This is a genomic window from Faecalimonas sp. LCP19S3_D12, assembly GCF_052121495.1.
Taxonomy (GTDB): Bacteria; Bacillota; Clostridia; order Lachnospirales; family Lachnospiraceae; genus Faecalimonas.
Map to the genome: position 1 here is coordinate 46,276 of NZ_JBQKED010000019.1, position 13,930 is coordinate 60,205.

Genomic DNA, 13,930 nt, shown 5'->3' on the forward strand with positions numbered 1-13,930 from the left:
CCTGTATTTTCAAGATGACGCATAGTACAAATTCTCCTGATAAAATAGATTTAGCTCGAAATACAGCCGGTTACATAAAGAGGACTGTTTTGGATAATTTTAGTATAATACAAAATAAGAAGTGGGGCAAAGAAAAAAACAAAAGAGAAAAAAGAAAGTGACATTTGTCATATGGGTAAGTGACAGAATTCACTACCAAAAAGAAAGTAGAAAGTCTATAATTTTCATATAAGATCCGGCGAAAGAAAATAATAGAAATTCGTTCGGAAGGAGGAGAAATATATGAGTGGAACAGAGAATTTTGAAAAAAATGGAATTGTACATATAGAAAATCTTGTAAAGAGGTACGGTTCTTTAGTTGCATTGGATCACTTGAATTTAGATATTCAAGAAGGTGAGATTTTTGGACTTTTGGGACCGAATGGATCCGGTAAGACAACAGCAATCAACTGCATGTTGGCGCTTTTGAAATATGACAAGGGAAGTATACAGATATTTGGACAGGAAATGAGGCCGGATAATTATGAGGTGAAAAATCAGATTGGCATCATACTTCAGAATGTGGCAGTTTTTGATGAGTTGACAGTATATGAAAATATTGATTATTTCTGTGGACTTTATATCAGGGATAAGAAAAAAAGAAAAAGCCTTGTAGAGGAGGTAATTAACTTTGTGGGACTTGAAGATTATCGGAAGACAAGGCCAAAGAAATTGTCTGGTGGGTTGCTTAGAAGATTGAATATTGCTTGTGGCATTGCACATAAGCCTAGACTGATTATTTTGGATGAACCTACTGTGGCGGTGGACCCTCAGAGCAGAAATAGGATACTTGAGGGGATTCAAGAACTAAACAAACAGGGAGCAACCATTATTTACACCTCTCATTATATGGAAGAGGTAGAGCAGATTTGCAGCAGGATTGCCATTATGGATCATGGAAGGAGTGTTGCTGTCGGTACAAAGGAACAGCTTACAGGAATGATTAAAATAGGTGAAAAGGTGACAATTGAGGCTGTTGTGCTGAGGGAGGAACAGATTGCAAGAATCAGAGAGCTACCGCATGTATTTAGCGTGAATTATCAAAATAATACGCTTGCACTACAGTGTACAGAAGCGAAACATAATCTTGTGAGGATTCTTCATTGTCTGGAAGAACAAGGTGCGACTTTTGGAAGAGTTTATTCTGAGTTACCAACTCTGAATGATGTATTTCTTGAAATTACAGGAAAACAACTTCGTGATTAGAGGAGGAGAGAGATGTTTCATTTGATAAAATACAGTGTAATCAGAAAAGTAAAAAATTTTAGTATTTTATTTTGGCCCTTCGTTTTTCCGCTGATTCTCGGAACGCTGTTTTATTTTGCGTTTGGAAACATTTCAGAGTCAGACTTTGAGACGGTTCAGGCAGCTTTTGTAAAAGAGAATCAGGGTGATTCTGCATTTCCGGCATTTCTAGAAGAAGTCAGTAAAGAAGGAACTCTGATCCATGTGGAAACAATGACAGAAAAAGAAGCACTTCAGAAGCTTGAGGATCAGAAAATCTCTGGAATTTTTTATGGAACAGAAACGCCTTATCTGAAGGTGGGAAAAAACGGACTTGCTCAAAGTATTATGCAAAGCCTTCTGGAAAGCTATCTGAATGGAAAGGATACACTGGAAACAGTGGCAGATGTACATCCGGAAAATATGGAAAAGGCGGTTGCCGCAATGTCAGATTATCGGGAGCTGGTAGAGAATGTTTCCGCAGGCGGTAGGACGACCAACGGAAACATGGGATTCTTTTATGCGCTGGTTGCGATGGCGTGCCTGTATGGCTGTTTTGTCGGGCTTGGCTCTGCGATGTGGCTGCAGGCAAATTTAAGCGCTTTGGCTGCGAGACAATGTGTATCTCCAATACACAGATTGAAAATGATACTTACGGAACTGTTTTCTTCTTTTATACTTCATTTTTTGAATGTAATGATTTTAATTGTTTACTGCAAATATGTACTTCAAATGGAATTTCAGGGAAGTATGGGGGAAATGGTTCTGATTGTGATGGCAGGCTGTGTGATCGGAGTGAGTATGGGAATTCTGGTGTGCAGTATCGGAAAATTCAGCGAGGGGATAAAGATTGGAATCATGCTTGGAATTTCTATGGTAACCAGTGTACTGGCTGGGCTTGTAAATGTACAGATAAAATATGCTGTTGACCGTGCATTACCCCTTGTGAATAAACTGAATCCGGCGGCGGTAATCTCAGATGCTTTTTACTGTATTAATGTGTATGACGATTCGGTACGGTTCAGAAATGATATTCTTACATTATTTATAATGTGCGGAGTAATTCTTGCAGTTTCATTTTTGGTTGTGAGGAGGGAACGTTATGACAGTATTTAAGGGATATATGAAGATTATCGGACAGAATAAAATGTTAATACTGCTATATGTTGCTATTTTTTTTGGATGTACGATTCTGTTTCAGTCCACAGCGGGAAAGACAGAAACAAGCTATCAGGCGGAAAAGTTGAATATTGGAATTGTCGATGAGGATGGAGGAAGTCTTGCAGAGTCTCTGACAGAGTATCTTGGAAATCTGCATCATCTGATTCCTGTAGAAAATGACGTTTCTGAAATACAGGAAAAGCTGTATTACAGGGAAGTGGATTATGTGGTCAGAATCCCAAAGAATTTTTATAAGAAATGTATTGAGGGGGACGAAAAACTTTCTGTGACGAAGATTCCGGATACATATTCGGGAAGTTATGTGGATCAGCAGATTAATAGCTTTCTTAATAATGCCAGAACGTATCAGGCATCAGGGTTTACGGAGGCAGAATCAGCGAGCGCTCTTGAGAAAACACAGAGCGTGAAGGTAACGTTTTCAAATGATGAAAAAAGTATAGAAGATGCTCCGTATGTATATTATTTTCGATATATGCCGTATTTATTTTTGGCATTGTTTGGGTTTGTGATGGGAAATATTCTGATTGTTTTTCAGAATCCGAATTTGAAAAAAAGGATGGCGGCATCCCCTGTTTCAGGAAGAAGACAGAGTTTGGAAGGAATTTTGTGCCTGAGCCTTGCAGGGCTTACGCTGTGGATATTTGTAATAGTGATTGGAATTTTATTTTATGGAAGAGATTTTTATACATCTGAAAATTTTGTGTATTATCTGCTGAATTCGGCGTCGATGCTTTTCGTAGACATTGCACTGGCATATCTGATGGGAACAATTGCTCCGAACAGAGATGCGTTGACTGGAATTGCGAATATTATTTCTCTTGGAATGTGCTTCTTGGGAGGGGTGTTTGTACCTCTTGAGTTTATGGGAAGTCATGTAAAAGCTGTAAGTCATTTTCTTCCGGTATACTGGTACGAAAAAGCGAACGATCTTCTCGCTAATTTTGCACATATGACGGTCTCGGCACGAGAGCAATTTTTTAAGGCAGTTATCATACAGCTTGTTTTCGTAGGAGCATTCATCTGTCTCACACTTGTGATTGAGAAGTATAAAAGAGTTGAGAAATAAAGTAAAAAATTAAAAAAGAGAAAACTAAAGGGAGATACACGATGATATCTCCCTTGTTGTCATATCAAGGCTCAATCGTTCGAGCCATACAGTTATTTACAATTTGTTATAAACCATCTCAAGCAGATCAACAATCTCATCAACGGTAAATGAACTTGTGTCTATGCTCAGATCATAAGTGTTCATCTCATCCCAGCTTTGGTCGGTGTAGTAGTTGAAATAGTAGCTTCTGTCCTTATCCATCTTGCGCACTAAGGAGTGAGCGCCCTTTTCATCTAGATGGTATCGCTCCATAATGGTTGAGATACGGACATCTAAAGGGGCGTACAGATAAATATTTTTACATCTTTCTTCATCGCGGAGTACATAATTACCGCAGCGTCCAACAATAATGCAGTCTTCTTTTGAAGCCACTTCTTTGATAATCTTTGATTGCAGGTTGAACAGAATCTCATCAATGTGACCGTAACGATAGTGACGATCGATATTGCTGTTTTCGTCTACTTGATACCGCCAAGGTTTTTCTCTTTTTTCGTCTACCAGTTTCAGTTGGTCATATGGAATATCTGTGTGTTCTGAGGCAAGTTTGATTAGATCCTTGTCATAACAGTTGATTCCGAGACGTTCTGCCAACGCAATCCCGATTAGACGTCCGTTACTTCCAAATTGTCTTCCGATTGTAATAATTCGTTTACTCATAAAAACAACCCCTTTCCAGATTTATTTGATATCCCTATTATACCACAATAAGTTGTTATTGCGGGAAATATAGAAATAATTTATAATACAAAATAGATTTTAAGTTACATACTGTGGAGGAAAAGAAAATGAGATTTAGAAAAAGGCTGTTATCGGGTCTGATTGCCGGCATTTTAGTGATGGGAACCGTGGGAATGAATGTGGATGCAGCAAAGATACAGGTAGACCAGCAGATTCCGGCGGAAGAAGTAGACAGTGTCTATAATCAGGAAGTGGATTCGAATGCGCTAGCCGGATGGCCTGTCGGACCGAATATTTACAGCGAATCGGGAATTGTAATGGATATGGATAGTGGCGCCATTCTCTATGCAAAGAAAATAGATGATCAGCATTATCCGGCGAGCATTACAAAGATTTTGACTGCATTGGTCGCTTTGGAGAACAGCCAGTTGACAGATCGGGTGAAATTCACACAGAATTGTATTGATTTTCTTGAATATGGAGATGCACATATTGGAATGAAAGTTGGCGAAGAGATTTCGATGGAAGATGCCTTGTATGGAATGCTTCTTGCTTCGGCGAACGAGGTGTCTTATGCCATTGCAAACAGTGTAAATGGCGGATACGATAATTTTATCAATATGATGAATGCGAAAGTGACTGAACTGGGAGGCACAAATTCACATTTTGTAAATGCAAACGGACTTCATAATGATGAACATTATACTTCGGCACATGATATGGCTTTGATCGGATCTGCCGCATTTAAATATGAAGAGTTTCGAAAAATAACAGGTACTCGTCAATACACAATTGGACCGACTGCGCTTACGAGCGAATCAAGAACATTTCAGCAGAATCATAAGATGCTGTTTCAGGGAAACCGCAATTATTATGAGTACTGTGTAGGAGGAAAGACAGGATATACAGATCAGGCATTGACGACACTTGTAACATTTGCGACAAAGGATGATAAGAATCTTGTGGCGGTTACTCTCAGGGTTCACGGAGGCGGACAGAATGCATATGTAGATACGAGAGCAATGCTGGATTATGCGTTTGATAATTTTTCAAAGGTTCCGGTAACGAAAGAGTGTGTGACAGAAGATGATGTAGAGTCTGTGGAAGAAAGTTCTTATGTGATGCTTCCATCAGGAGTTACGTTAGACAAGCTAGATGTTGCCTTGCAAAAGCCAGTAGAGCTTGGAGATAAGAAAGGATATTTGACCTATTTTTATGAAGGACAGGAAGTCGGAAAAGTTCCAGTGATGGTTACTGAGAAGTGCTATAATAAAATACACGGAATTGAGGGAAAAAATCTGAAGAAAGAAACGCCAAAGAGTGAAAAGGGAATACCAATAGTTGTTAAAATTGTATTGATTACGGCAGTAGTAATAATTCTTTTGGTAACTATATTAATAAGTGTATTGACGCATAAGAGAAAGAAGAGAATAGAGCAACGCAAAAGAGCTCGTATGAGACGGCGCAGAAGAAAGGCAGAGCAGAGAAATCATTAAAAATCTCTTAAAATGTTCGTAATTTTGGACAGAATGTGATATAATCATTGAGTTTAAATGAAGCAAAATGTGAAACATGCGAAAGAGGATTCATTAAATGAGTAGAAAAAGAAGAAATCAAGAGCAAAGAGAGGCGTTTGAAGAATTACAGCAGAGAAAAAAAAGAAAACTAGAAATTGAAAGAGAACGTCAGGATTTAGATGGAGATGCGAGAACAAGAACTAGAGGGCGTAAAGGGAATGGAAATAGAAAAAATGTAAGACGCAGAGGAAGAGCAAAGCCACATAAAGTTGGATTGTCTCTTGTGGTCATTCAGGCAATTGTATCTATGATATTTGTTGGAATGCTCCAAATTATTGGAATTATTCCATTGAAGTACATGGCTGTAATCGTAATTATCTTATTATTATTGTTTGGACTCACGTTATTTACACAATTGAATAGAAGGAAGAAGGCAATCGGTGGAAAGATTTTAAGTGGGATTTTGATTGTAGTAATTAGTTTTAGTACATTTTATATTGGAAAGGCAAATGGAGCATTAGAAAAGATTTCTGGTGGCAATTATAAGATCGACAATATGGTGGTGGCTGTTTTAAAAGATGATCCAGCAAAAGATATTGAGGATACAAAGAATTATACATTTGGGGTTCAGTATAAGATGGGAAGATCAGATATGGAAGCAGCAGTCCAGATGGTCTCAGAAAAGCTTGGAACAGATATAGATGTAGTTGAATATGAAGATCTTCAGAAACAGGCTGAGGCATTACATGATAAAAAAGTAGATGCAATTATTTACAATGAAGGCTATACAGATAATATTTCAGAATCCTTTGTAGGATATAAAAAGAGTGTTCGTATTATTTATGAGCACAAGATTAAGAAAGAACTTGCCAGCACGTCAGTGGATGCGAGCATACAAGAGCCGTTCAGCGTATATATCAGTGGTATTGACGTATATGGTGAGATCCAACAGACAAGCCGAAGTGATGTGAATATCATTGCCACAGTGAATCCAAAGACACACCAGATTCTTTTGGTCACTACACCGCGAGATTACTATGTGCCGATTCCGGGAGTTTCCGGGGGAAAAGACGATAAGCTGACACATGCAGGTACGTATGGTGTAGATGTCTCAATGGAAACATTAGAGGATCTATATGAGACAGAGATTCCATTCTTTGCTAGAATTAATTTTACATCTTTGATTGATATTGTTGATCATTTGGGTGGCGTGGATGTATATTCTGAGTATGCATTTACGACAAGTAAGAACTCAGAACATGTCATGGATGTACAGCAGGGAATCAATCATTTTGACGGAGAAGAAGCATTAGCATTTTCAAGAGAACGTGAGAATGTACCTGGTGGAGATAATCAGAGAGGAAAGAACCAGCAGGCGGTAATCACTGCGATGATTAAAAAAATGATTTCGCCTCAGATGCTTATGAAAGCAAATTCAATTATTGACGATGTAAGTGGAAATGTAGAGACGAACATGTCTCAGGAACAGATTCAATCTTTGATCAAAACACAATTGAATAGAGGCGGAAGCTGGAATATTTATTCAGTAGCGGCAGAAGGAACTGGTGGAAAAGATATATGTTACTCTGCAGCTAGCTCAGGTCCACTCTATGTCACATATCCGGATGAGGAATCGGTTGCAAATATTCAGGACTTGATCAATCGTGTGGAAGCAGGAGAAGTGATTGAAGGCTCAGAAGTGGCAAAATAAGAGAAAAAATAGAGAAACCCTTGACGAACCAAGGGTTTCTTTTTATAATGTTAGTGGTATATGAAAAAACGTTGACGAAGACAGTAGGATATATTTCAAAGTCAAAGAGAGTCAGGGATGGTGAGAGCCTGATACGAGTAGAGTATATTTGAAGATCACTTCTGAGTTGCAGTGGCTGAACGAAATGATCCAATAGGCACTGCCGGGATTCCACCGTTAGCAGGAACGCATATGTCAGTATGGTGTAATAGGTGGTATAACGAAGGTTTTACAGCTCTCGTCCTGATTACAGGATGGGAGTTTTTTTGTATCAAAATTCAAAAAGGGACAGGGCATGTGTCAATTAGGGACGTAGTAAAATTGAAAAATACTACGTCCCCAAATAAGAAGGAGGAAGAAGAAATGTATCAGAAAGTATCCACAGATTTAAAGTTTGTAGATCGTGAAAAGAAGACAGAAAAGTTTTGGGCTGATAACAAGATTTTTGAGAAGAGTATGGAAAATCGCAAGGAGGGGGAGACATATACGTTTTATGACGGACCTCCGACAGCGAACGGGAAACCGCATATCGGCCACGTGTTGACTCGTGTTATCAAGGATATGATTCCGAGATACCGTACAATGAAAGGGTACATGGTACCTAGAAAAGCAGGATGGGATACACACGGACTTCCGGTAGAGCTTGAAGTGGAAAAGATGCTTGGCTTAGACGGAAAAGAACAGATTGAAGAGTATGGTTTGGAGCCATTTATCGCACACTGTAAAGAGAGTGTCTGGAAATACAAAGGGATGTGGGAAGACTTCTCTGCGACTGTTGGTTTCTGGGCAGATATGGAAAATCCATATGTAACTTACCACAATGATTTCATTGAATCAGAATGGTGGGCACTAAAACAGATCTGGGATAAAGGATTGTTATATAAAGGATACAAGATTGTACCTTACTGTCCGCGTTGTGGAACTCCGCTTTCCAGCCACGAAGTAGCGCAGGGTTACAAAGATGTCAAAGAGAAATCCGCAATCGTAAGATTTAAAGTAAAAGACGAAGACGCTTATATTCTGGCATGGACAACAACACCTTGGACATTGCCGTCAAACGTGGCCCTCTGTGTGAACCCAGATGAGACTTATGTAAAAGTAAAAGCAGCAGACGGATTCACATACTATATGGCAGAGGCATTGCTTGACACTGTACTTGGAAATCTTGCAGAAGAGGGAACTCTTGCATACGAAGTATTGGAAAGCTATGTCGGTACAGATTTAGAAGGAAAAGAATACGAACCGTTATTCCCATTTGTGGAACTGAATAAAAAAGCATACTATGTGACATGTGACACATACGTAACATTGACAGACGGTACAGGTGTCGTTCATATTGCTCCTGCATTTGGTGAGGATGATGCTCAGGTAGGACGTAAATATGACCTTCCATTTTTACAGTTAGTAGATGAAAAAGGTGAGATGACAGAAGAGACACCTTGGGCAGGAACATTCTGTAAAAAAGCAGACCCATTTGTATTAGAAGATCTGGAGAAGAGAAATCTTTTATTTGATGCTCCGAACTTCGAGCACAGCTACCCACACTGTTGGCGTTGTGATACACCGCTTATCTACTATGCACGTGAGTCATGGTTCATCAAGATGGCAGCGGTAAAAGAGGATTTGATCAGAAACAACAACAAGATTAACTGGATTCCGGAGAGTATCGGAAAAGGACGTTTCGGCGATTGGCTTGAAAATGTTCAGGATTGGGGAATCAGCCGTAACCGTTACTGGGGAACTCCGTTAAATGTATGGGAATGTGAATGTGGACATATGCATTCAATTGGAAGTATTGCAGAATTAAAAGAGATGTCCGACAACTGTCCGGATGACATAGAACTTCACCGCCCATTTATCGATGCTGTGACAATCAAGTGTCCGCACTGTGGAAAAGAGATGCACCGTGTTCCGGAAGTAATCGACTGCTGGTTTGACAGTGGAGCAATGCCATTTGCACAGCACCACTATCCATTTGAAAACAAAGAATTATTTGAGCAGCAGTTCCCGGCAAACTTTATTTCAGAGGCGGTTGACCAGACTCGTGGATGGTTCTACTCATTGCTTGCGATCTCCACATTGATCTTCAATGAAGCGCCTTATAAGAATGTTATCGTTCTCGGACATGTACAGGATGAGAACGGACAGAAGATGAGTAAGTCCAAAGGAAATGCAGTCGATCCGTTCGATGCATTAGAGACATACGGAGCAGATGCAATTCGTTGGTATTTCTATGTAAACAGCGCGCCATGGCTGCCAAACCGTTTCCACGGAAAAGCGGTTGTGGAAGGACAGCGTAAATTCATGGGTACATTGTGGAATACTTACGCATTCTTCGTACTTTATGCGGAAATCGACCAATTTGACGCAACAAAATACAATTTGGAATATGATAAATTATCTGTTATGGATAAATGGTTACTGTCAAAACTGAACACACTGATCAAGACAGTAGATGATAATCTTGCAAACTACAGAATTCCGGAAAGTGCAAGAGCATTGCAGGATTTTGTAGATGATATGAGTAATTGGTATGTAAGAAGAAGCCGTGAACGTTTCTGGGCAAAAGGAATGGAGCTGGATAAGATCAACGCATATATGACACTTTACACAGCACTTGTGACAGTGGCAAAAGTGGCTGCGCCGATGATCCCGTTCATGACAGAAGACATTTACCAGAACCTTGTAAGAAGCATTGATGCAAATGCTCCGGAAAGTATTCACTTATGTGATTATCCGGCTGCAAACGAGGCTTATATCGATAAAGATTTGGAAGCAAACATGGACGAAGTTCTGAAACTGGTTGTTATGGGGCGTGCGTGCCGTAATACAGCAAATATCAAGAACCGTCAGCCAATTGGAAAGATGTTTGTAAAATCCAATGTAGTATTACCTGAATTTTATCAGGAAATCGTGGAAGAAGAGTTGAATGTAAAAGAGATGGAATTCACAGATGATGTGAGAAACTTTACTTCTTATACATTTAAACCACAGATGAGAACAGTAGGACCAAAATACGGTAAATTACTGGGCGGAATCAAAGAAGCTCTAGCAAACTTAGACGGAAATCAGGCAATGGATGAACTGAATGCGACAGAAGCTTTGAAATTGGACGTAAATGGACAGGAAGTGACATTGTTCAGAGAGGATCTTTTGATCGATACAGCTCAGATGGAAGGCTATGTATCTGAGAGTGATAATGGAATCACAGTTGTCTTAGACACAAACCTGACAGAAGAATTGCTGGAAGAGGGGTTTGTCAGAGAGCTGATCAGCAAGATTCAGACAATGAGAAAAGAAGCAGACTTTGAAGTGACAGATAAGATTAAACTATATTATCAGGGAACAGAAAAGGCAGAGGCTGTATTTGAAAAATATGAAACTGAAATTGGCGGAGAAGTTTTGGCTACAGAAGTAGTCAAAGGAACACCTAGCGGATATACAAAAGAATGGAACATCAACGGTGAAACTATGACTATGGGAGTAGAAAAATAGGAGGTTGTGATTATGTACCGTGAAAAATTTGATAAGGTGGAATTCCAAAAAACTGTCAAAAACAATGTAAAGAGATTGTATAGAAGAACAGTGGAAGAGGCAACACAGCAGCAGTTGTTTCAGGCAGTGTCTTATGCTGTAAAGGATGCGATTATCGACAGATGGCTGATGACGCAGGAACAATACAAAAAGGATGATCCAAAGACGGTATATTATATGTCCATGGAATTTTTGATGGGAAGGGCTTTGGGAAATAACCTGATTAACTTAACTGCTTACAAGGAAGTAAGGGAAGCACTGGATGAGATGGGAATCAATCTGAATGTGATTGAAGATGAAGAACCAGATGCGGCACTTGGAAATGGCGGACTCGGGCGTCTTGCAGCATGCTTTCTTGACTCACTTGCAACCTTGGGATACGCAGCCTATGGCTGCGGAATCCGCTATCATTACGGTATGTTCAAACAAAAAATAGAGAATGGATATCAGATAGAGACACCGGACAATTGGTTAAAAGAAGGAAATCCATTTGAAATCCGACGGGAAGAATACGCAAAAGAGGTGCGTTTCGGAGGAAATATCCGTGTGGAAAAAGATTCAAAGACAGGAAGGGATATGTTTATTCAGGAGAACTTTGAGTCTGTCCTTGCGATTCCATACGATATGCCGATTGTCGGATATAACAATAACCTTGTAAATACACTTCGCATCTGGGATGCGAAGGCAATCACAGACTTCCATTTGGATTCATTTGACCGTGGAGAATATCAAAAAGCTGTAGAGCAGGAGAATCTTGCAAAGACGATTGTAGAGGTACTGTATCCAAATGACAACCATTATGCGGGAAAAGAGCTTCGTCTGAAACAGCAGTATTTCTTTATCTCTGCAAGTTTGCAGGAAGCCGTTGACAAATATTTGAGAGACCATGATGATATTCATAAGTTCTACGAAAAAGTGACGATTCAGATGAATGATACGCATCCGACAGTTGCGGTTGCAGAGCTTATGAGACTACTTATGGATGAGCATGGACTGGAATGGGATGAAGCGTGGGAGGTTACGACGAAGACTTGTGCTTACACAAACCATACGATTATGGCGGAAGCGCTTGAAAAATGGCCAATCGACCTGTTCCAGAGACTGTTACCTCGTGTTTACCAGATTGTGGAAGAAATTAATCGCCGATTTGTAAATGAAATCCGTGCAAAATATCCTGGCAATGAAGATAAAGTACGCAGTATGGCGATTTTATATGATGGACAGGTGAAGATGGCGCATCTTGCGATCGTAGCAGGATATTCTGTAAACGGTGTGGCGAAACTTCATACGGAGATTTTAAAACATCAGGAACTGAAAGATTTCTATGAGATGATGCCGGAGAAATTCAACAATAAGACAAACGGTATTACTCAGAGACGTTTCTTGCTGCATGGTAATCCACTTCTCGCTGACTGGGTGACAGATCATATCGGAAAAGGATGGATCACAGATTTGCAGGAGATGGCAAAACTGAAACCACTTGTGGAAGATGAAAAAGCGAGAAAAGAATTTATGGAGATCAAGTATCAAAATAAAGTTCGTCTTGCGAAATATATTTTGGAACACAACGGAATCGAAGTAGACCCGAACTCCATCTTTGATGTTCAGGTGAAGAGACTTCATGAGTACAAACGTCAGTTATTGAATATTTTACATGTGATGTATCTGTACAATCAGATCAAAGAGCATCCGGAGATGTCATTCTATCCGAGAACATTTATCTTTGGTGCAAAAGCAGCAGCCGGATATAGACGTGCAAAACAGACGATCAAGCTGATCAATTCGGTTGCAGACGTGATCAATAACGACAGAAGCATCAATGGAAAGATTAAAGTTGTGTTTATCGAAGATTACAGAGTATCCAATGCAGAGCTGATCTTCGCAGCAGCAGATGTCAGTGAACAGATTTCAACGGCATCAAAAGAAGCATCCGGAACCGGAAACATGAAATTTATGCTAAATGGCGCTCCGACACTTGGAACAATGGACGGCGCAAACGTGGAGATTGTGGAAGAAGTCGGAATGGAAAATGCATTTATCTTTGGGTTGAGTTCGGATGAAGTCATTAACTATGAGAACAATGGTGGATACAATCCGATTGACATTTACTTCAATGATTGGGATATCAAACGGGTGGTAGACCAGCTTGTAGACGGAACTTACGGAAACGGTGACAGAGAACTGTACCGTGATTTGTACAACTCACTGTTGAATACAAACAGTAGCGACCGTGCAGATACGTATTTTATCCTGAAAGATTTCAGAAGCTATGCAGAAGCACAAAAACGTGTGGAAGAAGCTTACAGAGATCAGGACAGATGGTCTAAGATAGCACTGATCCAGACAGCGTCTTGTGGAAAGTTTACATCAGACAGAACAATTCAGGAATATGTAGATGATATTTGGAAACTAGATAAAGTCACAGTGGAAGTAATTGATGTAGAATAAAAGGAAAGTAAATAAGAATCTCCCACAGAAGACCAACTGTAGAAAAGCACTAGACTCTGTGGGAGATTTTTATTTAAGAATGATAGGATTAAAAATCAGTATTGTATTGCCATAGGTTACTCCTGGATATGTACCATCCCTATAAATTTCATACACTAATAATGCATTAACTTTATATCCATTCGGCATTTCTATTTGTTTGATGTCGTGCATTTCAAATACATATTTTCCATTTTTGCTGAAATTTTAATGCTTCCACTTCCTCTGTTTTCTTCTTACTGTCTTTATCATAACGGTAACAGTTATCCGCACCCATGGGCTGTTAAATATTTATTACTGACTCAAACTTCCCACACCAATAAGGTGTGATTAACCTTGAAAATTCAATATTTCAGCCAATTAAAAAGGCATAAATACGTTCCTTTGGTATAATGGAATTGTCGAAAAACC

8 protein-coding genes are annotated in these 13,930 nt (G+C 39.5%); 7 read left to right on the forward strand and 1 reads right to left on the reverse strand.

Annotated elements, in window-relative coordinates:
* The first annotated feature begins 315 nt into the window (after positions 1–315).
* From ACTQXY_RS07660 to ACTQXY_RS07670, 3 genes are read left to right on the forward strand one after another with little or no spacing between them, the layout of a single operon-like run.
* On the forward strand, positions 316–1,245 hold the full coding sequence (locus ACTQXY_RS07660; protein WP_441658995.1) for an ATP-binding cassette domain-containing protein: 930 nt from the start codon (positions 316–318) through the stop codon (positions 1,243–1,245).
* 12 nt (positions 1,246–1,257) lie between these two features.
* Complete coding sequence (locus ACTQXY_RS07665) at positions 1,258–2,379, forward strand: ABC transporter permease (RefSeq protein WP_441658985.1); 1,122 nt, start codon at positions 1,258–1,260, stop codon at positions 2,377–2,379.
* Positions 2,366–3,511, forward strand: a complete 1,146-nt coding sequence (locus tag ACTQXY_RS07670; protein ID WP_441658986.1) for an ABC transporter permease — start codon at positions 2,366–2,368, stop codon at positions 3,509–3,511. Before ACTQXY_RS07665 ends, ACTQXY_RS07670 begins: the two co-directional genes overlap by 14 nt.
* 96 nt (positions 3,512–3,607) lie before the next feature.
* Here ACTQXY_RS07670 and ACTQXY_RS07675 read toward each other — a convergent pair whose 3' ends face one another.
* Positions 3,608–4,210: a cytidylate kinase-like family protein gene (locus ACTQXY_RS07675; RefSeq protein ID WP_441658987.1), complete on the reverse strand. Its 603-nt coding sequence runs from the start codon at positions 4,208–4,210 to the stop codon at positions 3,608–3,610.
* Between the two features lie 128 nt (positions 4,211–4,338).
* Here ACTQXY_RS07675 and ACTQXY_RS07680 point away from each other — a divergent pair, with 128 nt between their 5' ends.
* The 4 genes from ACTQXY_RS07680 to ACTQXY_RS07695 all read left to right on the forward strand — a co-directional run bounded on the left by ACTQXY_RS07680 (position 4,339) and on the right by ACTQXY_RS07695 (position 13,480).
* On the forward strand, positions 4,339–5,727 hold the full coding sequence (locus ACTQXY_RS07680; protein WP_441658988.1) for a D-alanyl-D-alanine carboxypeptidase family protein: 1,389 nt from the start codon (positions 4,339–4,341) through the stop codon (positions 5,725–5,727).
* Between the two features lie 97 nt (positions 5,728–5,824).
* The gene (locus ACTQXY_RS07685) at positions 5,825–7,459 is read left to right on the forward strand and encodes an LCP family glycopolymer transferase (RefSeq protein ID WP_441658989.1); all 1,635 of its coding nucleotides are present in this window, start codon (positions 5,825–5,827) and stop codon (positions 7,457–7,459) included.
* A 402-nt stretch (positions 7,460–7,861) separates the two neighbouring features.
* Positions 7,862–10,993, forward strand: coding sequence for an isoleucine--tRNA ligase (gene ileS / locus ACTQXY_RS07690; RefSeq protein ID WP_441658990.1), 3,132 nt, complete (start codon positions 7,862–7,864; stop codon positions 10,991–10,993).
* 12 nt (positions 10,994–11,005) lie between these two features.
* Positions 11,006–13,480: a glycogen/starch/alpha-glucan family phosphorylase gene (locus ACTQXY_RS07695; RefSeq protein WP_441658991.1), complete on the forward strand. Its 2,475-nt coding sequence runs from the start codon at positions 11,006–11,008 to the stop codon at positions 13,478–13,480.
* The last annotated feature ends 450 nt before the right edge of the window (positions 13,481–13,930 follow it).